Source organism: Pseudoxanthomonas dokdonensis, assembly GCF_001431405.1.
Lineage (GTDB): Bacteria > Pseudomonadota > Gammaproteobacteria > Xanthomonadales > Xanthomonadaceae > Pseudoxanthomonas_A > Pseudoxanthomonas_A dokdonensis.
The window spans coordinates 136,765-159,944 of record NZ_LDJL01000001.1; the positions used below are offsets into that span (position 1 = coordinate 136,765).

The window sequence follows — 23,180 nt, forward strand, 5'->3', positions numbered from 1 at the left end:
GCAGGCATAATGCCAGTGTAATGCCCCCCTCCGCCGCCGCCAAATATTCATATGACCGTTGAACACGCCGATTCGCGCTGCATGCTCGTCGTCGCACTGGAGCTGTCATCCGGCAGCCAGCCCGCGCAGGCAGCGCTGACCGCCGACGATGCCGGCCGTCTGGTCGAACTGGTAGGTCGCGATCTCGCCACCTTCGCCAGTGATCTGCCCGGGCTCGATCTGGTGCTGGCGGCGGCGCATTTCGATCCGGCGGAAATCCTGCGCCCGGGCTGGCCGGTCCACCAGCGGCTGGACGAGCTGCTGCGCCGTGCACCACAGCGCAACCAGGGTCCGCGGCTGATCGCATTTGGCGCCGATGCCGGCGGCGAAATTCCGCTGCCGTTGCAGGCGCAGCCCGACCTGCAGGGTGGCGCGCTGCGGGTATTGCCGGTGCTGATCAGTGGTGATGCAGGGAACGTCGAGCGCGTGGCCAACGCGCTGGAAGAAGCATTGCTGGAACGCGGCATGGCCGCTGCCGACACCGCGCTGCTGATCCAGCAGGCATTCGGCGCGCGGGTCGAGCATGTGCGCTTCCTGACCCATCTGGATCTGGCCGCGATGATGTCGTTGCAGTACCAGCACCAGAACCTGGGCAACCTGTGGCCGCTGATTGAAACCGCGTTGCTGGCAGCGGACGGCGAGGAATGGCTGGATCTGGATCCGGAACCGTTGCTGCTCTATCGCGATGGACAGGCGCGGATGGCGTTGTTGGGCGCGCAAGCCTGGCGCAAGCGCCATGGTGCCTCGTTCGGCAACGACGCCGAAACCCTGGCGCGTGGGTTCGAGTATTTCCAGGCCCGCCAGCGGCAGCTGGCGGCAGTGCTGGAGGCGCATGGGATTCCAGTGACATTCGTCTATTGCGACGACCAGTGCAACCCGCGCGAGATGCTGGCGAGCTGACGGCACGCATCCCGTTAGCGATGCCTATGCCGTGGTCAATCCGCGGTGTGACCGTCATCGACGGACAGCGCGCCATAGAATCTGAACGTAGAGCGCAGCTTGCTGCGCTGAAGCATCCAGCATGTGACAGGAGATGGACACGGACGCTGGATCAGGAGCAGCGGAGCAAGCTCCGCTCTACGTGCTTTGGTAGATGACCCATTGCACCTGGAACAGCGGAGCAAGCTCCGCTCTACGTGCATTGGTAGATGACCCATTGCGCCTGGGAAAGCGGAGCAGGCTCCGCCCTACCGGGTCACGGTAATCACGCCGCAGGCCAGACGTGCACCCGCATTGCCGGACGGCTGGCTGGTGTAGTCGTCCGGCGCCGCGTGGACGATGAACGCCTTGCCGGCGATGTCGTTGGCCGCGCCGCCGCCCAGGGTGACCCCGCTCAGGTGCGCGTTGACCTGGGCCACGCCGTCGCTGTTGGCGGTGATGTTGTCGATGTCACCGGCATGGTGCTTGCCGGCCTCGGCCTTGCCGTGCGGATTGGCGAACGGATTGAAGTGGCCACCGGCACTGGTGGCGTCGGCGGCGCTGCAGTCGCCTTTTTCGTGTACGTGAAAACCATGCGAGCTGTTTGGCGCCAGGCCACCGATGGTGCCGGTCACATGCACGCCGTCGGTCATCGGCACCAGCGTCAGCTTGCCGCTGACCAGGCTGCCGGAGGCCGAGGCGAGATTGGCCACCGCCTGCTGGGCGCTGCTGGTGGTGGGCACGGCAGGCGTTGCCGGTGCTGGCGGTGGACTGCTGCCGCAGGCGGACAGGAACAACGTGGTGGCAGTGGCCATCAAGGCGATGCGCATGGTTCTCTCCTTGTCATGTCGGGCGTCCACCCTACCCAAACAAGGCTTCACAATGAATGAAGATTGGCCAATCCAGCGAACGCTCGCCGGCTCAGCCGTTTTTCCTGCGCCGCGAGCCGAGCTTGCGGGTGACGGTGTTGCGGCCAACTCCCAGCCGCGCGGCGGCCTCGGCGCGGTGGCCGTGGGTGATCTCCAGTGCCGCTTCCAGCAGGGTGCGGTCGAACTGTTCGCGGGCAATGGCGTGCAGATCCTCGGTTCCCATCGCCAGTTGCTCACGCGCCCAGCCAGCCAGTGCCTGCTGCCAACCGACCGTGGCAGTCGCCGGCTGCGGTCGTGGCCGTGACAGCACCTCCTGCAGGTCCTGGGCGCTGATGCTGTCGCCCGGGGCCAGCGCGGCCAGCCGCCAGCACACGTTTTCCAGCTCGCGCACGTTGCCCGGCCACGGATAGGCGCGCAGCGCATCCAGCGCCGGCGCCGAGAACCGCTTTGGTGCCACGTCGAGCTTGCGGGTGGCCATGGCCAGGAAGTTCTCCGCCAGCTGGGGTACATCGGCGGCACGCTCGCGCAGCGGCGGCAACTGCAGCCGGACCACGTCCAGCCGATGCAGCAGATCGGCGCGGAACAAGCCCTGCTGCACCCGCGCCTCCAGATCCTGGTGGGTGGCGGCGATCACCCGCACGTCGACCTGGATCAATTCACGGCCACCGACCCGGAAGAACTCGCCTTCGGCCAGCACCCGCAACAACCGGGTCTGCAACGGCAGCGGCATGTCGCCGATTTCATCGAGGAACAAGGTGCCGCCATCGGCCTGTTCAAACCGCCCGACGTGCCGCTTCTGGGCGCCGGTGAAGGCACCGGCTTCATGTCCGAACAGTTCGCTTTCCAGCAGTTCGGCTGGAATCGCGGCGGTGTTCAATGCGACGAATGGTTTGCGCGAACGCGGCGATTCGCTATGCAGCGCGCGCGCCACCAGTTCCTTGCCGGTACCGGTTTCGCCGGTGACCAGCACCGACAACGGGGCCTGCGCCAGCCGGCCAATGGCACGGAACAGCGCGCGCATCGCGGGGGTATCGCCAATCAGCTGGGTACTGCCATCACTGCCCGGTTGCGCTTCGGCCTCGACTTCGGCGACCGCCTGGCCTGCCGCCGGCAAGGTGCGACTGGCCAGTGCCACCGCGTCGTCCAGGTCGAACGGCTTGGACAGGAATTCATGGGCGCCGCCGCGGAATGCACCGGCGGTACTGGCGACGTCGGTATAGGCCGACATCACGATGACCGGCAACTGCGGATGGCTGGTTTTCAGTTTGTCCAGCAGCACCAGCCCATCGTCGCCGGGCATGCGCACGTCGGTGAACAGCAGGTCCGGTGCGCCACGCTGACGCAGCGCCTGCAGGGCGGCTGCGGCGCTGTCGAAGCCATCGACTTCATAACCGGCATCACGCAAGGCGGTGGCCAGCACGAAGCGCACCGAGCGGTCGTCATCGACCACCCAGATGCAGGGTTCATGACGGGCAGCGGTCGTGGCTTCAATGGACATGGCTGGCCTCCTCGCCGTTGCCATGCGCTGGCGGCAGCATCAGGGTGAATACGGTATGCCCGGGACGCGAGCGGTAGTTGAGCGAGCCGGCATGTTCGCGCACCACCTGTTGCGCCAGCGCCAGGCCCAGCCCGCTGCCTTCGGCGCGACCGCTGACCAGCGGCAGGAACAGGTGCTCGGCCAGTTCCTCGGGCACGCCGCGTCCGTCATCGATGATTTCCACCCGCAGCGCCATCGCATGCAGGCGGTCGTGGATGCGCGCACCGTGTTCGACCCGGGTGCGCAGGGTGACGGTGCTGGCACCGGCCTGGATCGCGTTGCGGACCAGGTTCCAGACTGCCTGGGTCAGGCGATCACTGTCGCCTGACAGCTCCGGCAGGCTGGGGTCGTAATCGCGTTGCATGCGCAGCGACCAGCCGCCTTCGGTTTCGGCCAGGCGCAGCACCCGTTCCAGCACGGCATGGATGTTGAGCGCGGCGTGCGGGCGTTGCGGCGAAGGTGACAGCAGTTGTTCAAGCAGGCCGTTGAGGCGGCCGATTTCCGATTCCATCAGTTCGATCAGTTCGCGCTCGTCCTGATTGTCGTTGCGATGATTGGCGCGCCGCGCCAGCAATTGCGCGGCACCCTTCAGCCCGGCCAGCGGGTTGCGCAACTCATGGGCCAGGCCCTTGAGTGCGGCACTCAGCGCGCTGGGCAGCGCCTGGGTCGGGTCGAGCAGCGGGAATTCGTCCTGCGGATGCGCTTCCAGCAGCCAGCCGCCGGCTTCGGTGCGCGACAGCCAGCCTTCGGCAAACCGTGGCGGTTCGCCGGGCATGCCCAAGGCGATGCGATCCAGGCGCAGGGTCTCCTGCTGGTGATTGTCCAGAAATCGCGCCATGGCGTTGCCCTCTATTTCCAGTGCGGCCAGGGGTTGCCCCAGCAAACGACGGGCACTGACACCCAGCCAGCGCGCGAACGCGAGGTTGGCGCCAAGGATGTCTCCGTCGGGCCCGGCCCATGCCACCGGTGTACTCAGGGCATCGATGGCCGGGAGGAGGGTCATGTATGGCAAGGGTTTGGGCGGCATTGCACCAGTTTAGTGCAACGCCGCCCGCGCCGATACTCAGGCCTCGTAGGCCGATTCGCCATGCGAGGTGATGTCCAGGCCCTCGCGCTCGGCTTCTTCGGCCACCCGCAGGCCGAACACCATTTTGGCAATCAGGAAGCCGACCACCGAGACCACGCCGATCCAGACCACGGTGATGCCCACGCCCAATGCCTGGATCGCCACCTGGCCGCCAATGCTGTAGTCCTCGCCACCGGTGCCACCCAACGACGGCGCGGTGAACACACCGGTCAGCAGCGCGCCGATGATGCCGCCCAGTCCGTGGACGCCAAACACATCCAGGCTGTCATCGGCACCGAGCAGGCGCTTGAGCCCGGTCACGCCCCACACACACAGTGCGCCGGCGACCAGGCCAATGGCGATGGCGCCGAACGGACCGACGCTGCCGGCGGCCGGGGTCACCCCGACCAGGCCGGCGACCGCGCCGGAAGCCACGCCCAGTGCCGACGACTTGCCCTTGCTGATTTTTTCCACCACGGCCCAGGCGAGGATGCCGGCGGCGGTCGCCAGCAAGGTGTTGATGAAGGCCAGCGCGGCGGTGCCGTTGGCTTCCAGCGCCGAGCCGGCATTGAAGCCGAACCAGCCGACCCACAGCAGCGAGGCGCCGACGAAGGTGAAGGTCACGTTGTGCGGTTTCAGTGCCTCGCGGCCGAAACCGACGCGCTTGCCGACGAAGTACGAGCCGACCAGACCGGCGATGCCGGCGTTGATGTGGACGACGGTACCGCCGGCAAAATCCAGCGCGCCCTTGTCCAGCAGGTAACCACCGGCGCCCCAGACCATGTGCGCGATCGGCAGGTAGCCGAAGGTGAACCAGATCACGGCGAACAGGATCACCGCGGCGTACTTCACCCGTTCGGCGAAGGCACCGACGATCAGCGCACCAGTGATGCCGGCAAACGTCGCCTGGAAGGCGATGAACACGTATTCGGGCAGCTTGAAGCCGGCCGAAAACGTGTCAGCCAGCGTGTCCGGGGTGACGCCCTTGAGGAACAGCTTGTCGGCGGTGCCGATCCAGGCGTTGCCTCCGACGAAGGCATAGCTGTAGCCGTAGATCACCCACAGGATGACCAGCAGCGAGAACACGGTGATGACCTGGATCAGCACCGACAGCACGTTTTTGGAGCGGACCAGGCCGCCATAGAACAGTGCCAGTCCGGGTACGGTCATCAGCAGCACCAGCAGGGTCGATGTCAGCATCCACGCCACGTCGCCCTTGTCGACCACCGGTGCCGGTTCGGCTTCGGCGGGTGCGGCTTCGCTGGCCGCCGCGGCCATCGGTTCGGCCACCGGTGCCGCGGCGGCGGTAGCCTCAGCGGTCGGCGCGGGCGCGGTTTCCTGCGCCACCGCGGTGATTGAAACGCCTGCGGCCAGCGCGCACAGCGCCAGCAGTGACAGGGCCTGGACACGGGTCTTGAACCCGGCAAAAAGTCGCGTCTTCATCATGTGGGGTCCCCAAGCGTTAGAGCGCGTCAGCGCCGACTTCACCAGTGCGGATGCGGATCACCTGGTCAATGCTGGTGACGAAGATCTTGCCGTCACCAATCTTGCCGGTCCCCGCGGCTTGCTGGATTGCCTCGATCACCGCGTCCAGACGTTCGTCGGTGACCACGGTTTCAATCTTTATCTTGGGCAGGAAGTCGACCACGTATTCGGCACCGCGATACAGCTCCGTGTGGCCCTTCTGGCGTCCGAAGCCTTTGACTTCGGTAACGGTAATCCCCGACACACCCGCCTGGGAGAGCGACTCGCGCACCTCGTCAAGCTTGAATGGCCGGATGATGGCAGTGATCAATTTCATGCGCATAACCCCTTGTGTAACCGGCGTGGATGGAACCAGCCGGCAGCGCGCCGGCCGGTGTTTTCAAAACACCTCGGCAAGCGTCGCGTGTACGCGCTTTGTCTCCTCGGCACGAAGCCCATGAACCGCACATGCCAACGGCGCGGCGGGTAGCCGCGATGCAGGCAGGTGACGTGGGAGGGAGCAACGGTTCATGGCTCTCCGGTTCTGGTTTCCCCGATACGGCGGCATCGATCTGCCGCCGCTTGCTGCGGCTCGCCGCGGAATGCCACGGCGGGTGGAACATGGGTCGCCTCCGGCTCCCCAGCCGAAGGCTTGCGGTGATGGCGACGGGTGGGAGGGGTGAACCGCCGCCATCACCGCATCCCCAAACTCAGACGGCGTAGTACAGCTGGTATTCCAGCGGATGGGTGGCGGCGCGGAACTTGGTGACTTCCTGCATCTTCAGCGCGATGTAACCATCGATGAAGTCGTCGGAGAACACGCCACCGGCCTTGAGGAAGTCGCGATCCTTGTCCAGCGCTTCCAGCGCCTGATCCAGGCTGGAGCAGACCTGCGGAATGTTCTTTTCCTCTTCCGGCGGCAGGTCGTACAGATCCTTGTCGCTGGGCGCGCCCGGGTCGATCTGGTTCTTGATGCCGTCCAGGCCGGCCATCATCAGCGCGGTGAAGGTCAGGTAGCCGGTCTGGATCGGATCCGGGAAACGCATCTCGATGCGACGGGCCTTCGGGTTGGACACCCACGGAATCCGGCAGCTGGCCGAACGGTTGCTGGCCGAGTAGGCCAGCATCACCGGTGCTTCGAAGCCGGGGACCAGGCGCTTGTAACTGTTGGTGCCGGAGTTGGCGAATGCATTGATCGCGCGCGCATGCTTGAAGATGCCGCCGATGTACCACAGCGCCATCTGGCTGAGGCCGCCGTAGCCGTCACCGCTGAACAGGTTGGTGCCGTCTTTGGCCAGCGACTGGTGCACGTGCATGCCGCTGCCGTTGTCGCCGACGATCGGCTTGGGCATGAAGGTCGCGGTCTTGCCATTGCGGAAGGCGACGTTCTTGACGATGTACTTCATCGTCAGCAGTTCGTCGGCCTTCTTCACCAGCGAGTTGAACTTGGTGCCGATTTCGCACTGGCCGGCGGTCGCCACTTCGTGGTGGTGCACTTCGACTTCAATGCCCACTTCCTGCAGCACCTTGCACATCTCCGAACGGATGTCGTGCAGGGTGTCCGACGGCGCTACCGGGAAGTAACCGCCCTTTACGCCAGGACGATAGCCGGTGTTGCCGCCTTCGTACTTGGTGCCACTGTTCCAGGCCGCTTCTTCGGATTCGATCTTGTAGAAGGTGTTGCCCATTTCATTGGAATAGCGGACCGAATCGAAGATGAAGAATTCCGGTTCCGGGCCGAAAAATGCCTGTTCGGCGATGCCGCTGGACTTGAGGTAGGCTTCGGCGCGCTTGGCCACGCCGCGCGGGCAGCGCGAGTAGGGCTGCATCGAGGCCGGGTCCATGATGTCGCAGGTCAGGACCAGGGTCGGATCGGCGGTGAACGGGTCCAGGTAGGCGGTGCTGGCGTCGGGCAGCAACACCATGTCCGACTCGTTGATGCCCTTCCAGCCGGAAATCGAGCTGCCGTCAAACATGCGGCCGTCTTCGAACAGCGAGGCATCGACGATGCTGGCCGGGAAGGTGACGTGATGCTGCACGCCACGCACGTCGGCAAAGCGCAGGTCGACGAATTCGACCTTGTTGTCCTTGATCAGCTTTTCAACATTGTCCACAGACATCTCAAACCTCGGGTGATGGAAACGTGCTTGGGTACGAGCAAGTGCCGTGCCAACTTTTGCCCGCGCGCAAACCATTGATTTTATTGAGCACCAGTGGCCCTGACTTGCACTGAAAGCACTTGTTTGGGGATTTGTGCAGTGCAGCGCACCATTACGGGGATGCGGCAGATCCACTATTCTTGACGGCCGTTTTCCAGCCATCGCACCCATGAACGACCTGCTCGCCGCCTTGCTGCTTGGCATCATCGAAGGCATTACCGAGTTCCTGCCGATTTCCAGCACTGGCCATCTGCTGATTGCCGAACGCTGGCTGGGCCATCGCAGCGACCTGTTCAACATCGGCATCCAGGCCGGCGCGATCCTGGCGGTGGTGCTGATTTACCGGCGCCGGCTGTGGGGACTGTTGTCGGCGTTCGCCGGCCACGACGCCCCGGCCAAGTACGACCCGCTGGGCATCGCCTCGACCCCGGCCCAATCACGCACCTACGCCTACAAGCTGATGCTGGCGTTCGCGGTCACCGCGGTCTGCGGACTGCTGGTCAAGCGGCTGGGCTGGGAGCTGCCGGACCGGGTCCAGCCGATTGCCTGGGCCTTGATCCTGGGTGGCATCTGGATGGTGGTGGCCGAGTATTTCGCCAGCCGTCGCGCACTGGCGCTGGGTGAGCGCAACACGATTACCTGGACCGTCGCCATCCTGGTCGGCATCGCCCAGGTCGTGGCCGGCGTGTTTCCTGGCACCTCGCGTTCGGCGGCGACGATTTTCGTTGCCTTGCTGGCCGGTACCACCCAGCGCAGCGCGGCCACCGAATTCGCATTCCTGGTCGGCATCCCGACCATGTTCGCAGCCACCGGCTACGAACTGATCGACGTCATCCAGTCCGGCGAAGCGGCCAACGAGGACTGGAGTGCGTTCCTGGTCGCGTTCATCGCCAGCGCCATCACCGCCTTCATCGCGGTCAAATGGCTGCTGACCTACATCCAGAGCCACCGCTTTACCGTGTTTGCGGTTTATCGTGTTGTCCTGGGCGCCGCATTGCTGATATTCGTATAGGCCAGACCACGGTCGCGAGCAGCGGATGCGGACGCGGGCGCTTTTCCGACCATTGCCAGCACAGGAGAGTCACATGGCCAAGCTACGTCTGCTGATCCTTCCGCTCGCGCTCGCGCTCGCGCTCGCGCTGACATCGTGTTCGCCGGATGCGCCTCCACCCTCCAACCCGCAGGCAGCGGCGAGCGCCAGCGACCCGGCTGCAGCCCCGGCCGCGGCCGAACAGCCGGCGCCGGCCAGGACCGTGCAGACGCTGGGCAAGTACTTCTGGCGGCTGGGCAATGCCGTCAATGCCGCAGGGGACCAGATCAAGCCTTTGCTGGTCAACCGCGACAAACCGGTGCAGTTGGCCTTCGCCGACGGCCGCCTGCAGGTCAGCAATACCTGCAACGCGATGAGCGGCGGTTACCGCATCACCGCCAGCGAACTGGAGGTCGCAGCGCTGGCGGCGACCCAGCGCGCCTGTATCGACCCGCAGGTAATGGCACTGGATCGCGAAGTCGGTGATCGCCTGCAGGGCAGGCTTGGCTACCAGCTGGATGCGGGTATTCCGAAACTGGTGTTGACCACCGCTGGTGGCGACGTGCTGACCTTCAGCGGCCACCCGACTCCGGAGACCGAATACGGCGGTCCCGGCAGCACGGTATTCCTGCAGGTCGATGCACACAGCAAACCGTGTCCGCACCCGCTGATGAAGGATAAGCACTGCCTGCAGGTGCGCGAAGTCCGCTTCGACGATGCCGGCAGGATGACCGTCGTCGACGAGCAGTGGCACCACTCCTATGACGGCATCCAGGGCTACGAGCATGCGGACGGCGTGCGCGAAGTGGTGCGGGTCAAGCGCTACAACCGCCGCAACGTCCCGGCCGATGCCAACTCGCAGGTCGACATCCTGGACATGGTGGTGCAGTCGGAAGTGGTGGAGCCTGAGGCGGCCCCGCCATCACCAGCGCCGGGCGATGACATCAACCCGCCATCAGGAACCTGAGTCCGATCCCTGGTTCGGTCGCCAGATAACGCGGCGCGACCGCATCGTCGCCGAGCTTGTGGCGGAGCTTGCCGACCAGGATGCGCACGTAGTGGGTGTCATCGGCATGGCTGGCACCCCATAGCTCGCGCAGGATCTGCGGATGGGTGACCACCCGTCCGGCGTGTTTGAACAACAGCGCCAGCAACGCGTATTCCTTGCGACCAAGACTCAACAGCTCACCATCCAAGCGCACTTCGCGCCGGCCCAGATCGATATGAAGATGGCCGTCATCGAACACCGGCGGCTCTTCCGCCACGCCCGCGTGCTGGCGCAACAAGGCGCGAATCCTGGCCATCAGCTCCTGGGTGCCAAACGGTTTGGTGACATAGTCATTGGCACCGGCATCCAGCGCCGCGACCTTGCCGGCCTCGTCCGAGCGCACGGTCAACATGATCACCGGCACCTGCGACCACTGGCGCAGTTCGGCAAGCACGTGATGGCCGTCGATATCCGGTAGCCCGATGTCGAGCACAATCAGATCGGCGCCGTGCCCGGCCAGCATTTCCAATCCCTGTTGGCCACTGGCCGCCAGCAGCACCTGATAGCCCTGGGCGCGCAGACTGATGTCGAGGAAGCGGCGGATCTGTGGCTCGTCTTCGACCACCAGGATGCGGGCGAGGCTGGAAACGGTCAGGGGCGGGTCAGTTGGCATCCGGAGACGGCATCGCAGGCGGTTGCAGCAGCGGCAGGGTGATGCGAATCAGTGTGCCGCGCCCATCGGCGGGCGGCAAGGCGGCTACCTGACCACCATGCGCGCCGATCATGCCTTGCGAGATGGTCAAGCCCAGGCCGGTGCCCTGGCGTCCGCTGTCGCCGCGCTCGACGCTGTAGAACATGTCGAAGATGCGACTGCGCTCATCCTCGGGAATGCCCGGACCGCGATCACGCACCTCAATCCGCAATTGGCCCTCGATCAGCTGCGCGGAGACATCGACGCTGGCATCCAGCGGTGAAAACCGGGCCGCGTTTTCCAGCACGTTGAACAGCGCCTGCTCGACCAATGCCGGATGCACCCAGATCGGCGGCAGGCGCGGGGCGAGGGTGATCTGCAATTTCAGATCCGGTTGGTAACGGCGCAAGCGCCCGGCCGCCGACCCAATCAGTTCATCCACCCCGATCCAGTCGCGGTTCAAGCTCAAGCCGGCGTGTCCGAGCCGGGTCATGTCGAGCAGGTTCTGGATGTAACGATCCAGCCGCTCGCCCTCCAGCACAATCGTATCCAGCAGCTGCCGGCGTTCTTCGGAACTCATGACCTCGGCATAACCGATCAGGCTGCCAGCGGATCCGACCATCGCCGAAAGCGGTGAACGCAGATCATGCGATACCGATGACAGCAGCGCCGAACGCAGGCGTTCAGTCTCGTTGCCGATGCGCGCGGCTTCAAGATCCGCCACCAGTCGGGTACGCAGTGCTGCCTGGCCGATGTCTTCGACCATCGCTTCGGCCAGTCGCCGCTGCTCGAACGGTAGCCGCCTGCCCTCGGCAAATCGCAGACCGACCACTCCCAGGGCGATCTGTTCATTGCGCATCGGCAGCAACCACCAGCTCGAGCCGGCAAGGGTGTCGGTAAAGCGCCCGGCCGGCTGCCCGTGCCCACGTACCCATTCGACCGCAGCGCGATCGATGTCCTGCAATTGCACGCCGTTGGAGGCTGTTTCGGTTTCATCCACGCACAGCCAGACGCTGGCATCAAAATGTCGCTCCAGGGCCGTGCGTCCACTTTGCAGCACCTGGCCAAGATCAGCCGCGGCGCTGAGCTGTCGTGCCAGTCCCTGCATGACCGTGACGTGTGCATTGGCAGCACGCAGGGCCAGCACCTGCATCCGCAACCGCGACGCCAGCCGACCGGCCAGCAATGCGGCAAGCAGGAACAACAGCACCGTGGTCAGCCCTTGTCGCGCACCGATGAACAGGGTGAAACGGGGTTCGATGAAGAAAAAGTTGTAGGCAAGAAAACACAATATTGCCGCCAGCACCGCTGCCGCTGTCCGCGTGCGCGCGGCCACCAACACCACCGCCACGATGAAAACCATCGACAGATCATCGAGCTGGATCCACTGTTGCGCAGCCCAGGCCAGTGCAATCGCCGACAGGGTGGCCGCCGCGACCCAGCCCATATCCTGGCCCCGCAAGCCTGGCAGCGATTGTTCCCGGCCTTTGCGCGACTGCGCGCGCGCACGTGGCGCGCTGATGATGACCAGCTCGTAATGCGCACCGTGTTGCAGCAGTTGCTGGGTCAGGGTGCGATTGATCATCCTGGCGAACGGCCGCTCACGGGTGCGGCCAAGCACCAGGGTCGAAGCACCGATGCGTTCGGCATGGTCCAGCAGCGCATCGGCAATCCGGCCTCCGTGCACTACCTCGGTATCGGCGCCAAGGCTGCGCGCCAGTGCGAACGCATGATCCAGCTCAAGCTGCCGACTGGATGCTGCCGGTTTGCCAGACTGCACGCTCACCACGCTCCACGGTGCATCGCGACGCTCGGCGATACGGCGACCGGCACGCACCAGGTATTCGGAGTTGCCCATGCCATCGATGGCGATCAATACGCGACGGCGCAGGGCCATGCCGGCTTGTCCGCGTGCGGTCTGCGACTCGCGCAGGTCTTCATCGATGCGATCGGCGGCGGTCTGCATCGCAAGTTCACGCAGCGCCGCCAGGTTGGAGGGCGAGAAGAATGCCTGCAGTGCATGTTCCGCCTGCTCGGGCATGTATACCTTGCCCTGTTGCAGACGTTCGATCAGCTCGCGCGCTGGCAAATCGACCAGACGGATGTCTCGCAGCCGGTCAAACACCGCGTCAGGCACGGTTTCACTGACCCGCACGCCGGTGATCCGGTGAACAATGTCGTTGAGGCTTTCCAGATGCTGGATATTGACCGTCGTGTAAACGTCGATGCCCGCATCCAGCAGTTCCAGCACATCCTGCCAGCGGCGTTCATGACGGCTGCCGGGGACGTTGCGATGGGCGAGCTCGTCGATCAGGGCGATGCCGGGGCGGCGGGCCAGGACCGCATCGATGTCCAGTTCGTCAAATGTCCTGCCGCGGTAATTGACCTGCCGCGGCGCAATCCGCTGCAGGCCCTCCAACAGCGCCGCCGTTTCGCTGCGTCCATGGGTCTCGACCACGCCGACGACGATATCGACATCCTGCCGGTGCAATTCCCGCGCCCGCGACAGCATTGCGTAGGTCTTGCCGACCCCGGGCGCAGCGCCCAGGAACACGGTCAGCCTGCCGGCGCTCTGGCGTCTAAGCGTATCGACCAGGGCATCGGCTTTGGCATCACGGCGCGTGTTCATGGTGCTATTGTGCGGCGGCGTGCCTGTCCAATGCATCCAGAGCCAGGTTCAGTTCCAGCACGTTGACCCGCGGTGCACCGAACAGCCCCCATTGCGCCGGCTCGATGTGCCGTTCCAGCAGTGCGGCAACCGCTTCCCTGGACAGCCCGCGGGCAGCGGCAACCCGTGCAATCTGGATCCGCGCCGCCGCCGGCGTGATGTCAGGATCGATGCCACTGCCCGATTGTGTAAACAGATCACCCGGCACCTGATCAGCGGCAATCCCTTCGCGCTCGGCGGCCGCCGAGCGCGCAGCCTCGATGCGCTCGATCAGCGCCGGATTGCTGCGTGCCTGGTTGCTGGCTGACAACGCCATCGGGTCGTAAGCGGCTGCCGAGGGCCGTGGCTGGAAGTAGCGATCGGCGGCAAAGGGCTGGGCCACCAGCGCCGAACCGACGACGCGACCGTCCTGCCGGATCAGGCTGCCATCGGCGACGTGCGGGAACAGCAGCCGTCCCAGGCCCATCGCCAGCAGCGAGTAGCCCAGTCCGAACAGCAGCAGACCGATCAAGGCCAGCCCAAGCGAGGCCCGCAGCAGGCCGCCATCGATGCGGGCCGTGGTTACGGCGGGATTGGCGAGTGATGTTTCAACAGACATATCGGTTCCTCAGCTGCCGAGCACAGCGGCCAGCAGCATGTCGATCAGTTTGATGGCGGCAAACGGCAACAGCACGCCGCCGAGACCGTAGACCAGCATGTTCCGGCGCAGCAGCGCGGTGGCCGTGGCCGGACGGAAGCGGACCCCGCGCAGTGCCAGCGGAATCAGCAGCGGGATAATGATGGCGTTGAAGATCAGCGCCGCCAGCACCGCGTGGGTGGGGCTGGACAGCTGCATCACGTTCAATGCCGCCATCGACGGGATCGCGGTGGCGAACAATGCCGGCAGGATGGCGAAATACTTCGACACATCATTGGCCAGCGAAAAAGTAGTCAACGCGCCACGGGTGATCAACTGCTGTTTGCCGACCTCGACCACCGCCAGCAGTTTGGCCGGGTCCGAATCCAGGTCGACCATGTTGCCGGCTTCCTTGGCCGCCTGGGTGCCGGAGTTCATCGCCAGGCCGACATCGGCCTGGGCCAGTGCCGGTGCGTCATTGGTGCCGTCACCGACCATCGCCACCAGACGTCCGGCGGCCTGTTCGCTGCGGATACGCGCCAGTTTGTCTTCCGGCCTGGCCTCGGCGATGTAGTCATCGACACCGGCCTCGGCGGCGATCGCCGCGGCGGTCAACGGGTTGTCGCCGGTGATCATCACCGTGCGTATGCCCATCGCACGCAGGCGAGCGAACTTCTCCCTGATGCCGTGCTTGACCACGTCCGACAGGGCAATGACGCCGAGCACGTGCTGGCCTTCGGCCACCACCAGCGGGGTCGCTCCTTTGCGCGCGATCTGTTCGACCCGGCTGAGCAACTCCGCGCCCGGCTGCCCGCCCAGCGAGGCCACATGGGCCATGATCGCGTCGGCCGCGCCCTTGCGTATGCGGCGACCCTGCAGGTCGACCCCGGACATACGGGTCTGCGCGCTGAAGGCGATGAAGCACGCATCCACCGGATCATCGGCCGACGCGCCCTGCTGCCGCGCCAGCTTGGTGATCGATTTGCCTTCCGGCGTCGGGTCGGCCAGTGACGACAGCAGCGCGGCTTCACGCAGGCGCGCCGGATCGACGCCCGCCAACGGGTACATGTCGGTGGCCTGGCGATCGCCGTGGGTGATGGTGCCGGTCTTGTCCAGCAACAGCACGTCGACGTCGCCAGCCACTTCCACCGCCTTGCCCGACTTGGCCAGCACATTGGCGGCCAGCGCCCGGTTCATGCCGGCAATACCGATGGCCGGCAACAAGCCGCCAATGGTGGTCGGAATCAGGCATACCAGCAATGCGACCAGCAGCAGTGGATTGATGCTGACGCCGACATGCGCGGCTATCACCGGCAGCGTCAGTACCACGATCAGGAAGGTCAGGGTCATGGTCACCAGCAACAGGCCGAGCGCGACTTCGTTCGGGGTCTTCTGTCGATTGGCGCCTTCGACCAGCGCAATCATCCGGTCCAGGAAGCTGTGCCCGGGTTGCGCGGTGATCCGCACCACGATCTGATCGGACAGCACCTGGGTGCCACCAATCACCCCGGAACGGTCGGTTCCAGCTTCACGCAGCACCGGCGCCGATTCGCCAGTGACCGCGGCCTCGTTGATGGTGGCCAGGCCGTGGAGGATTTCACCATCGGCCGGAATGACCTCGCCGGCCGACACCACCACCAGATCGCCGGGGCGCAGTTCGGTCGCGGCCACGGTGACGGCGTGATCGAGCGCGTCGACCTCGGCCAGCCGCCGTGCCATTAGATCCTTGCGCGCCCGCCGCAGTGATGCTGCCTGGCCACGCCCGCGCGCTTCGGCGACGGCTTCGGCGAAGTTGGCGAACAGCACCGTCAGCAACAGCAGCCCGGTCACGCTCCAGCCAAGGGCCGGACTGGTCTTGCCGGTGACGGTGAGGACGGCGGTCAGCCAGGTACCCAGCCAGACCACCGCCATCACCGGATTGGCCAACGCCTGGCGTGGCGAGAGTTTGACGAAGGAGGAAACAATTGCCGAACGCAGGCCGCTGGCATCCAGCAGTGCCGGATGGGCGCCGGCCCGGTTGGACAGGGTGTGGGTGTGGGTAGTCATCGAAGTTCTCATGGCGCCAGCATCGACAGATGTTCTGCCACCGGCCCCAGGACCAGCACCGGCATGAATTGCAACAGGGTCAGGATCAGCACCACCGCGACCAGGGTCAGTGCAAAGGTGGGGGTTTCGATCTGCAGCGCCGCGCCGCTGTCCGGAGTCGCCCGCTTGCCGGCCAGCAGCGCCGCGATGACCAGCGGAATCAGCAATGCCGGATAGCGACCCAGCGCCAGCACCAGGCTGCAGCTCAGGTTCCACCAGTAACTGGCATCGGCCAGGCCTTCAAACCCGGAACCATTGTTGGCGAACGCCGAAGTGAACTCGTACAGCACCTGGCTGATGCCGTGATAGCCGGGATTGCTGATCCCGGACAGGCCCGGTACCGCCAGCGTCAGCGCAGTCAGTCCCAGCAGCAACAGTGGTTGCAGCAGCACCAGCACCGCCAGCAGCCTGACCTCGGCAGCCTCGATCTTGCGGCCAAACAATTCCGGGGTACGCCCGGTCATCAGCCCGGCCAGGAACACGCTCAACAGCAGATACACCAGGAATTGCTGCAGGCCGCAGCCGACCCCACCCCAGATCGCATTGATCAGCATGTTGCCGATTGTCACCAATCCGGTCAGCGGTGCCAGCGAATCATGCATGGCGTTGACCGAGCCGTTCGAGGTCTGGGTGGTCAACGCTGCCCACAACGCCGAGGTATCGGCGCCCAGGCGCACTTCCTTGCCTTCCATCAAGGCCAGGCTGGTGCTGCTGGCGGAGTGCGCCTCCGACCACATCGCCAGTCCGGCCGACAGCAACGACATCCCCAGCATCACCGCGAACACCAGGCCGCCGAACTTCCTGCGCCCGGTCAGCGGCGCCAGCATGAAGATCACCGATACAGGAATCAGCACGATGGCCAGCATCTGCAGCACATTGGACACCGGTGTCGGGTTTTCCAGCGGCACGCTGCTGTTGGGTCCGTACCAGCCACCGCCATTGGTGCCCAGTTGCTTGGCCGCCACCATCGGCGCCACCGGTCCCAGCGGGATCTTCTGTTCGACCATGTTGGCGCTGGCATCGACCGGGGTCACCACCGGCCCGCCCTGCAGCGTCGCCGGCACGCCCTGGCTGGTCAGCAGCAGTGACCACAACAGGCACAACGGCAGCATGAAGCGCAGCGTCGGGCGAATGACATCGACCCAGAAATTGCCCAGATCCACCTGCGCGCGGACGCCATCGACGTGCTCGGGCGCGCTGCCGCGACCGCCAAACAGACCGCGCAAGGTCGCCACCACCACCGCCAGACCCATCATCGGAGTGATGACCTGGAGACCGACCACGCCGGTCATATGAGCAAAGAATGACAGCTGCGCCTGGCCGGAATAATGCTGCTGGTTGGTGTTGGTAAGAAACGACACCATCGTATGCAGGGCCAGATCCCAGCGCATGTTCGGCGCCTGGTTGGGATTCAGCGGCAGCCACGCCTGGCTCATGAAAATGGCAAATACCAGCAATGCCAGCAGCAGATTGCTGCACAGGAACGCGGCGGCGTAAGCCTGCCAACCCATGTCTTGTTGCGGGTTGATGCCCAGCACGCGATACAGCGTGCGTTCGATTGGCGTGAACAGGCGATCGCCACGCATCGCTGTGCCGCGCATCACCGCTGCCAGATATCGGCCCAATGGCCAGCCCAGCGCAATCGCCAGGGCGAAGACAATGAAAAACTCAGGCATTGGTTTGGCCTCCGCCTGGCGCGACCGGAGTGGTCACGCTGGCAACAGCGCCATGCCTGCCTGCGCGGAAGCCGGCAACGGCAACACGCGAACGCGGGATAACGGACGACGACAGAGAATACATGCAGATCGGAAGGCGACGAGGCCGGTCTGGCCACCGCGGAATTTTCGCCAGCCGCTGCGTAAATTCTCTATTCCGCTACCTGCTCCGCTGCGTAAATTGATCGTAAACCCGGCCGCCACCTGTCGCAGCTGGCAACACTGCGGTGAGTGGCGAAAGTGTTGCCTGTGCGCGGCGACAGGCCGGGTTGGCTGGCGTCAGCTTATTGCTTCAGCGCCGGATTCAGGCTGTAGCTGCCATGGACGATGGCTTCGGCCAGGACGTGCTGGTGCATGGCCCGGAACACCTGCGCGGCAGTGAAGCCGTCTGCCAGGTCGAGCTTGGCCACGTCGAGGGCGAACAGGCGGAAGAAGTAGCGGTGCGCACGACTGTCGTTGAACGGCGGATACGGGCCGTCGTAGCCCAGGTATTGACCGGCCATCTCCGGATTGCCGGCAAACCAGCCGGTGTAGTCATTGCTGCCCTGGCGTGCGCCGGCCGGGCCGGCCGGCTGCGTCTTGCCCTTCTGGACGAAACCGTCGCTGCAGCTGCCGGCAGCGATCTCGCGCAGGTCGGCGGGGATGTCGATCATCGTCCAGTGGACGAAATCGGTACGTGGCTGGTCTGCGGGAATCTGCATGTCATCGCGACCGACGGTTTCCGGCACGGTCGGCGCGTCGGGGTCGATACACAACAGGGCGAAGGATTGCGTCCCCGGTGGGACATCGTCCCAGGCCAGGTGCGGATTGCGGTTGGGCGCGAAACCATCGGCCTGGCCGGCGGCGAATTCGGCGGCAATCGGCTGACCGTTTTCAAAACTGTTGCTGCGGATGCGCATGACCTGCTCCAAGGAAAAGACGTAGCCCGATTCTACCGGTCGCCAGCCATTCCGTAGCGCGCAGCGCTGTGCTGTTCCGAATCGCCTGAAACAAGAGCCGCGTCGCCGCAACATCGGTGATCTGGGCGCATGCACCCGCGAGCTGCGGACCTGTCGACCATCTTTCGTCATTGCGGCGGCTACCAGTACGGACAACCGTTAACCAGCAAAGGCGGGATCCCGGCGTTCGCCGGGATGACGGCATCGTTGCGAATCTTCCTGCAATCGTTTGGCGATCCTGTGGACACAATCCAGCGCTACGACGCTATTCCAGCGGATAACCCAGACGCGCCGCCACCGGCGCCAGCACCGCGAACGGTTCGGCCAATGCGGTCGTATATTCGCGCCAGTGTCCGGCCGGGAAATACGCCGGTCCCACCGACGCCGGGGCCGGCAGGGTCAAGCCGCCGAGGGCGCCACCGATCGAGGCGGCGATGGCCTGCGGATTGTTCTCGATGCCGTCCAGTCGCAACAACACATGCGGATACAGATTGGCTTCGTCCAGATCGGCGATCTGGCCGAGCACCGCCGCCAGCCACTGCGCCGATTGCAGCGGCGACGGCATCGCCATGTACGAGGGTGCGCCGAATGCCAGCCATTCCAGCAGCATGTCGCGCGGATCCCGCAGCACGACCAGTAGCAGGCCCTCGGGCACATGCGGACGCAGTGCCTGCAACAAGGCCTGGTCCCACCACACCAGCCAGTCGATGACGTTGCCGTCCTTGATCCCCCGGCGTAGCAGTTCGGCGCGCCAGCTTTCGATCAGCGCCGCCGGATCGGCGTTGCCTGCGGCCAGTTGGGCGATGCTGTCATAGGTCTGGAAGCCATCCTGCGGCGTCTTGTCGCTGAAGCGATCACTACGGAAGGCGCCACCGGTATGCGCCAGCAAGGTGGCGATACGCTCGACCCCCGAACCCGGTGCGCCCCACAGCAGAATCGGATGGCTGCCATTGCCGGCATCGACCTCGGCCAGCGCCGGCCATTGCGCCGGGGTGCGGCTGAGCGGATGCATCGGCAGGCTGCGAGGAGCCATGATCCGTGCCCGTTCGCTCCATTGTTCGACCGCCTGCACATGTTCGCCCGCGCGGTATTGCGCGGTCGCCAGCCAGTCCAGCAGCATCGGCCGCGACTGCTCATCCGGTGCCTGTTGCAGCAACACCTGCACGTAAGCCGCGGCTTCGCCGGGGTCGCGCGCCAGCAGGTTGTTGAAGATGCGGATATGCGCGGCCTTGTGTGCCGGTTCGCGTGCAATCAGCTCGCGGGCTACGGTTTCGGCTGCTGCGACGTCGCCCTTGTAACCGTGGGCGGCCATCTGCGCTTCCAGCGCCGGCAAAGACTGCGGATCGGCCTGTACCCAGCGGCTGGCGACCGCCAGCGCCTGTTCGCTGCCGACCTCTTCCAGCGCCAACCGCGCCAGCCACAGGCTCGGGTCATGCGGATGGGTGGCCAGTGCGGCTTCCAGCGTGTTGCGCCCGGTTTCCTGCTGGCCGCTGCGCTGCCAGGCAAATACCAGCGCGGTCAGCGTCGGCCGGTGGCCAGGGGCGACCGCCAGTACCGAGGTCAACAGCGGCAGCGCCTGTTCGACATCGCCGGCAGCCAGATGCAGCTGGCCGGCGAAACTGCGGATGCCCGGGGTGGCGGTGGCCTCATCCTGCAGCAGCGGCGCCAGTATCTGCGCGGCTTCCTGCGGGCGGCCCTGGCGGCGGACCAGCTCGGCGATCAGGCCGCGCAGCGAATGGTTGGTCGGGTGCTGCTCGACGATGCCGCGGAAGGCCTGCTCGGCGAACGCCAGATGGCCGCTTTCCATGTAAACGAAGCCCAGCGTGTGCCGCAGCTGCAGATCCTCGGGCAGGCGCTGGATGGCCTGGGTGATGACCTTCAGCGCCTCGTCCTTGCGACCCTGGCGCAACAGCACCATCGCCTGCACGCTGGCCAACTGCGGGTGCTCGGGATGGACCTTGCCGGCCAGCGTGATCTGGCGCTGGGCATCTTCGACCCGGCCCTGGCCCAACGCCAGTTGCGCCTGCAGCAGGTAGGCCTGGAACTGGTTGGGGTCGAGCTGGCTGGCCTGCGCAAGCGAAGCCTGCGCCGAGGCGTGCTGGCGGGCGCCAATCAGCAGGCCGGCGCGGGCCACGTACAGGTCGGCGTCTTCCGGCGCCAGGGAAATCGCCTGCTCGATGCTGGCCAGCGCGGCGTCGCGATCACCTGTCATCTGCTGGGCGGCGGACAGCCAGCGATGGGCATGGGCATCGTGCGGGTGCTGGGCGACCAGCGCGGTGGCAGCGGCCAGCGCCTGCTCACCGTCCTGGCGGCGCAGGGCTTCGATAATGGGTTGGTACATGGGACGGCCAATCAGCGGTAAACCGCCATTGTACCGGTCCGGTCAGCCTGATCAGTCCTCGCCCGCAGGCACGGCCAGCGCCATCCGTTCGCCCAGCCAGCGTTCGGCAAAACCGTCACAGGCGACGTTTTCGATGAAACCGCAGTGGCCACCCCAGGCGGCGATATCCAGCCGTGCATGGGCCGGCAGCTGCCAGTCGCGGAAGGTATCGAAGGGAATCACCGGGTCATCCTCGGCCATCAGGATGTCGGCCGGTATCGCCAGCTGGCTGAGCCGGTCGCCGGCAATCGAATAGCCGTTGAAATACTCTTCCAGCGACTGGAACGTGGTGTGGCGCTTGACCATCCAGTCCGTCAGCGCGCGCATGTCCAGTGACAGCGTGGCTTCGTCGAAATTGTGCCGCTCGGGGAACAGTTCGCGCTTGCGCAGCAACGAGCTGCGCCATTTGCGGGTGAAGTACCAGTCGTACAGGGCCAGACCGCTTTCCAGGTTGTCCATGGTCAGCGCCGGGTTGAGCACCGGGCAGATCGCGGCGACGTGGCGCAGTGGCAGTCGCGCCTGCGGCGCACGCAGGCCCACCCGCAGGGCGAAGTTGCCGCCCAGCGAGTAGCCGGCCAGGCCCATCGGCAGTGCGGGGAAACGCGAGGAGACATCGGCGACCGCGTTGACTACTTCGTCGAGCAGGTTGGAATGGAACAGTTCTTCGTTGAGATGATGGGTATCGCCGTGGTCGCGGAAATTGAGCCGGAACACCGCGAAGCCGCGCGACAGCAGTTGCGCCGCACTCATCCGCATGTAGCTGGATTCGGCGCTGCCTTCCCAGCCGTGCAGCAATACCGCCAGCGCATGCGGCTGCACCCCGGGCACCACGCTGTGCCAGCCCTGCAGGCGCACCCCGTTGCCGCCATCGAGGATGTGTTCGCGGGTAACCGCCTGGGTGCTGGCCAGCGCGCGCAGGCCGCGCCGGCGGCGGAGCGGGCTGGAACCCAGTACCGACTGCACGTGCGGATTGCGCAGCCAGCGCGGCGGTTGATAGTCGGCGGCGGTCAGCATGGCGGGGGCATGGCGGATGACAGGGACTCAGCTTGCCAGCAACGTGTCGAGTGCATGCTCCAGAATCCGCGGGTACTGGATGCCTGCTCCAGCTTGCAGCCCCGCGCCGGGCGCACCAGACCGGACACTAGCTTGTCTTCATCGCGGTGATGATGCGTTCACGCGACAGGTCGGCGATGCGGCGGCGGCCTTCGACATCCTGGTTGCTGATCGGTTCCAGGAAGCAGATATCCGCGCTGCGGCCGGGCTCGCCGAGCAGGCGCAGGAAATTGGCGAAAAAGCTCTCGTTGGCTCCGAAGGCCACCACCGGTTGCGCGCTGCCATGGCTGCCGTAGCGCAGCGCCACCGGCTGCACCGGTACCTGCGCCTCGACTGCGGCCTGGAAGATGCGCGCATGGAACGGGCCGATCTCGTAGCCGTCACGGGTGCGTCCTTCGGGAAACACCCCGACCGAATGGCCGCTGCGCAGCCGGCGCAGCATTTCATGCAGCACCCCGCCCAGCGATTCCTGGCTGCCACGCTTGTGGAAAATGGTCTGCCCGCGCGCCGCCAGCCAGCCGACCAGCGGCCAGCCACGGATCTCCTGCTTGGCGACGAAGCTCATCATCCGCTGGCTGTGCAGGGCGGTGATGTCGATCCAGCTGACATGGTTGGCGACAAACAGGGTCGGGCCGGGCAATGGCCGACCCTGGCGGCGCACGCGGAAACCGAAGATCCGCATCAGCCCGCTGGACCAGGCGTTGACGGTGCGATGTTCCAGCCGCTGACCATGCAGCATGATGCCCGCCCACGGCGGCAGCATGCTGACAAGCAACAGTGGCAACAGCACCAGGACGTGGACCAGCAGCAAGGGGACGCGGTACAGATAGCGGCAGGCGCGTGCGACCGGACTGCCTGGTGGGGCAGGCATGGGGGCGTGACTCATGCGCGCAAGATAACCGATGGCCGCCACCAGCGGAAAGCGTTTGCCTGTAATCGGCGTTTGCCGGCCACCACGACCGTC

Annotated in this window: 18 protein-coding genes; 3 read left to right on the forward strand and 15 right to left on the reverse strand. The window is 65.4% G+C overall.

From position 1 onward, the window contains the following. Nucleotides 1-51: 51 nt before the first annotated feature. A complete protein-coding gene (locus tag ABB29_RS00515) occupies nt 52-939 on the forward strand; it encodes a hypothetical protein (RefSeq protein WP_057656651.1) in 888 nt (295 codons plus the stop codon). Nucleotides 940-1,226: 287 nt separating this feature from the next. Here ABB29_RS00515 and ABB29_RS00520 read toward each other — a convergent pair whose 3' ends face one another. The 6 genes from ABB29_RS00520 to glnA form a co-directional block, all read right to left on the reverse strand. Continuing rightward, nucleotides 1,227-1,787, reverse strand: coding sequence for a superoxide dismutase family protein (locus tag ABB29_RS00520; protein ID WP_057656652.1), 561 nt, complete (start codon nt 1,785-1,787; stop codon nt 1,227-1,229). Nucleotides 1,788-1,878: 91 nt separating this feature from the next. After that, nucleotides 1,879-3,348: a nitrogen regulation protein NR(I) gene (gene ntrC, locus ABB29_RS00525; protein WP_425414705.1), complete on the reverse strand. Its 1,470-nt coding sequence runs from the start codon at nt 3,346-3,348 to the stop codon at nt 1,879-1,881. Beyond that, complete coding sequence (locus ABB29_RS00530) at nt 3,314-4,366, reverse strand: two-component system sensor histidine kinase NtrB (protein WP_057656654.1); 1,053 nt, start codon at nt 4,364-4,366, stop codon at nt 3,314-3,316. The genes ntrC and ABB29_RS00530 overlap by 35 nt, the downstream gene beginning before the upstream one ends. A gap of 60 nt (nt 4,367-4,426) precedes the next feature. Beyond that, the gene (locus ABB29_RS00535) at nt 4,427-5,872 is read right to left on the reverse strand and encodes an ammonium transporter (RefSeq protein ID WP_057656794.1); all 1,446 of its coding nucleotides are present in this window, start codon (nt 5,870-5,872) and stop codon (nt 4,427-4,429) included. Nucleotides 5,873-5,891: 19 nt separating this feature from the next. After that, nucleotides 5,892-6,230 (reverse strand): P-II family nitrogen regulator, encoded by a 339-nt coding sequence (locus tag ABB29_RS00540; RefSeq protein WP_057656795.1) that lies wholly within the window; start codon nt 6,228-6,230, stop codon nt 5,892-5,894. Between the two features lie 373 nt (nt 6,231-6,603). Next, a complete protein-coding gene (glnA, locus tag ABB29_RS00545; protein WP_057656655.1) occupies nt 6,604-8,013 on the reverse strand; it encodes a type I glutamate--ammonia ligase in 1,410 nt (469 codons plus the stop codon). 208 nt (nt 8,014-8,221) lie between these two features. On the opposite strand from glnA, the gene ABB29_RS00550 reads away from it, so the two are divergent. Both ABB29_RS00550 and ABB29_RS00555 read left to right on the forward strand, forming a co-directional pair. Beyond that, nucleotides 8,222-9,064: an undecaprenyl-diphosphate phosphatase gene (locus tag ABB29_RS00550; RefSeq protein ID WP_057656656.1), complete on the forward strand. Its 843-nt coding sequence runs from the start codon at nt 8,222-8,224 to the stop codon at nt 9,062-9,064. Between the two features lie 73 nt (nt 9,065-9,137). Next, a complete protein-coding gene (locus tag ABB29_RS00555) occupies nt 9,138-10,049 on the forward strand; it encodes an META and DUF4377 domain-containing protein (RefSeq protein WP_083487315.1) in 912 nt (303 codons plus the stop codon). On the opposite strand, the gene ABB29_RS00560 is transcribed toward ABB29_RS00555, so the two are convergent. The 9 genes from ABB29_RS00560 to ABB29_RS00600 form a co-directional block, all read right to left on the reverse strand. Next, nucleotides 10,027-10,743 carry a response regulator transcription factor gene (locus ABB29_RS00560; protein ID WP_057656657.1) on the reverse strand — a complete coding sequence of 239 codons (717 nt, stop codon included), beginning with the start codon at nt 10,741-10,743 and terminating at the stop codon, nt 10,027-10,029. The genes ABB29_RS00555 and ABB29_RS00560 overlap by 23 nt on opposite strands. After that, complete coding sequence (locus ABB29_RS00565; RefSeq protein ID WP_057656658.1) at nt 10,733-13,390, reverse strand: sensor histidine kinase; 2,658 nt, start codon at nt 13,388-13,390, stop codon at nt 10,733-10,735. Before ABB29_RS00565 ends, ABB29_RS00560 begins: the two co-directional genes overlap by 11 nt. A gap of 4 nt (nt 13,391-13,394) precedes the next feature. Further along, nucleotides 13,395-14,027, reverse strand: coding sequence for a potassium-transporting ATPase subunit KdpC (gene kdpC / locus ABB29_RS00570; protein ID WP_057656659.1), 633 nt, complete (start codon nt 14,025-14,027; stop codon nt 13,395-13,397). Between the two features lie 9 nt (nt 14,028-14,036). Beyond that, nucleotides 14,037-16,091 (reverse strand): potassium-transporting ATPase subunit KdpB, encoded by a 2,055-nt coding sequence (kdpB, locus tag ABB29_RS00575; protein ID WP_057656660.1) that lies wholly within the window; start codon nt 16,089-16,091, stop codon nt 14,037-14,039. A gap of 8 nt (nt 16,092-16,099) precedes the next feature. Continuing rightward, nucleotides 16,100-17,806 carry a potassium-transporting ATPase subunit KdpA gene (kdpA, locus tag ABB29_RS00580; RefSeq protein ID WP_057656661.1) on the reverse strand — a complete coding sequence of 569 codons (1,707 nt, stop codon included), beginning with the start codon at nt 17,804-17,806 and terminating at the stop codon, nt 16,100-16,102. Between the two features lie 323 nt (nt 17,807-18,129). After that, complete coding sequence (locus ABB29_RS00585; RefSeq protein ID WP_057656796.1) at nt 18,130-18,744, reverse strand: YbhB/YbcL family Raf kinase inhibitor-like protein; 615 nt, start codon at nt 18,742-18,744, stop codon at nt 18,130-18,132. Between the two features lie 304 nt (nt 18,745-19,048). Then, the gene (locus ABB29_RS00590; protein ID WP_057656662.1) at nt 19,049-21,124 is read right to left on the reverse strand and encodes a tetratricopeptide repeat protein; all 2,076 of its coding nucleotides are present in this window, start codon (nt 21,122-21,124) and stop codon (nt 19,049-19,051) included. A 51-nt stretch (nt 21,125-21,175) separates the two neighbouring features. Continuing rightward, complete coding sequence (locus ABB29_RS00595; protein WP_057656663.1) at nt 21,176-22,177, reverse strand: YheT family hydrolase; 1,002 nt, start codon at nt 22,175-22,177, stop codon at nt 21,176-21,178. Nucleotides 22,178-22,304: 127 nt separating this feature from the next. Further along, nucleotides 22,305-23,102 (reverse strand): lysophospholipid acyltransferase family protein, encoded by a 798-nt coding sequence (locus tag ABB29_RS00600; RefSeq protein WP_157062422.1) that lies wholly within the window; start codon nt 23,100-23,102, stop codon nt 22,305-22,307. Nucleotides 23,103-23,180: the final 78 nt, after the last annotated feature.

Excerpts from the sequence above, each read along its gene's own strand:
- ntrC (WP_425414705.1), bottom strand. The coding sequence starts at position 3,348 with ATGGCAACGGCGAGGAGGCCAGCCATGTCCATTGAAGCCACGACCGCT.
- ABB29_RS00600 (WP_157062422.1), bottom strand. The coding sequence starts at position 23,102 with ATGAGTCACGCCCCCATGCCTGCCCCACCAGGCAGTCCGGTCGCACGC.
- kdpB (WP_057656660.1), bottom strand. The coding sequence starts at position 16,091 with ATGACTACCCACACCCACACCCTGTCCAACCGGGCCGGCGCCCATCCG.
- kdpC (WP_057656659.1), bottom strand. The coding sequence starts at position 14,027 with ATGTCTGTTGAAACATCACTCGCCAATCCCGCCGTAACCACGGCCCGC.
- ABB29_RS00590 (WP_057656662.1), bottom strand. The coding sequence starts at position 21,124 with ATGTACCAACCCATTATCGAAGCCCTGCGCCGCCAGGACGGTGAGCAG.
- ABB29_RS00530 (WP_057656654.1), bottom strand. The coding sequence starts at position 4,366 with ATGACCCTCCTCCCGGCCATCGATGCCCTGAGTACACCGGTGGCATGG.
- ABB29_RS00595 (WP_057656663.1), bottom strand. The coding sequence starts at position 22,177 with ATGCTGACCGCCGCCGACTATCAACCGCCGCGCTGGCTGCGCAATCCG.
- ABB29_RS00535 (WP_057656794.1), bottom strand. The coding sequence starts at position 5,872 with ATGAAGACGCGACTTTTTGCCGGGTTCAAGACCCGTGTCCAGGCCCTG.
- ABB29_RS00550 (WP_057656656.1), top strand. The coding sequence starts at position 8,222 with ATGAACGACCTGCTCGCCGCCTTGCTGCTTGGCATCATCGAAGGCATT.
- ABB29_RS00560 (WP_057656657.1), bottom strand. The coding sequence starts at position 10,743 with ATGCCAACTGACCCGCCCCTGACCGTTTCCAGCCTCGCCCGCATCCTG.
- ABB29_RS00515 (WP_057656651.1), top strand. The coding sequence starts at position 52 with ATGACCGTTGAACACGCCGATTCGCGCTGCATGCTCGTCGTCGCACTG.
- kdpA (WP_057656661.1), bottom strand. The coding sequence starts at position 17,806 with ATGCCTGAGTTTTTCATTGTCTTCGCCCTGGCGATTGCGCTGGGCTGG.
- ABB29_RS00585 (WP_057656796.1), bottom strand. The coding sequence starts at position 18,744 with ATGCGCATCCGCAGCAACAGTTTTGAAAACGGTCAGCCGATTGCCGCC.
- glnA (WP_057656655.1), bottom strand. The coding sequence starts at position 8,013 with ATGTCTGTGGACAATGTTGAAAAGCTGATCAAGGACAACAAGGTCGAA.
- ABB29_RS00555 (WP_083487315.1), top strand. The coding sequence starts at position 9,138 with ATGGCCAAGCTACGTCTGCTGATCCTTCCGCTCGCGCTCGCGCTCGCG.
- ABB29_RS00520 (WP_057656652.1), bottom strand. The coding sequence starts at position 1,787 with ATGCGCATCGCCTTGATGGCCACTGCCACCACGTTGTTCCTGTCCGCC.
- ABB29_RS00540 (WP_057656795.1), bottom strand. The coding sequence starts at position 6,230 with ATGAAATTGATCACTGCCATCATCCGGCCATTCAAGCTTGACGAGGTG.
- ABB29_RS00565 (WP_057656658.1), bottom strand. The coding sequence starts at position 13,390 with ATGAACACGCGCCGTGATGCCAAAGCCGATGCCCTGGTCGATACGCTT.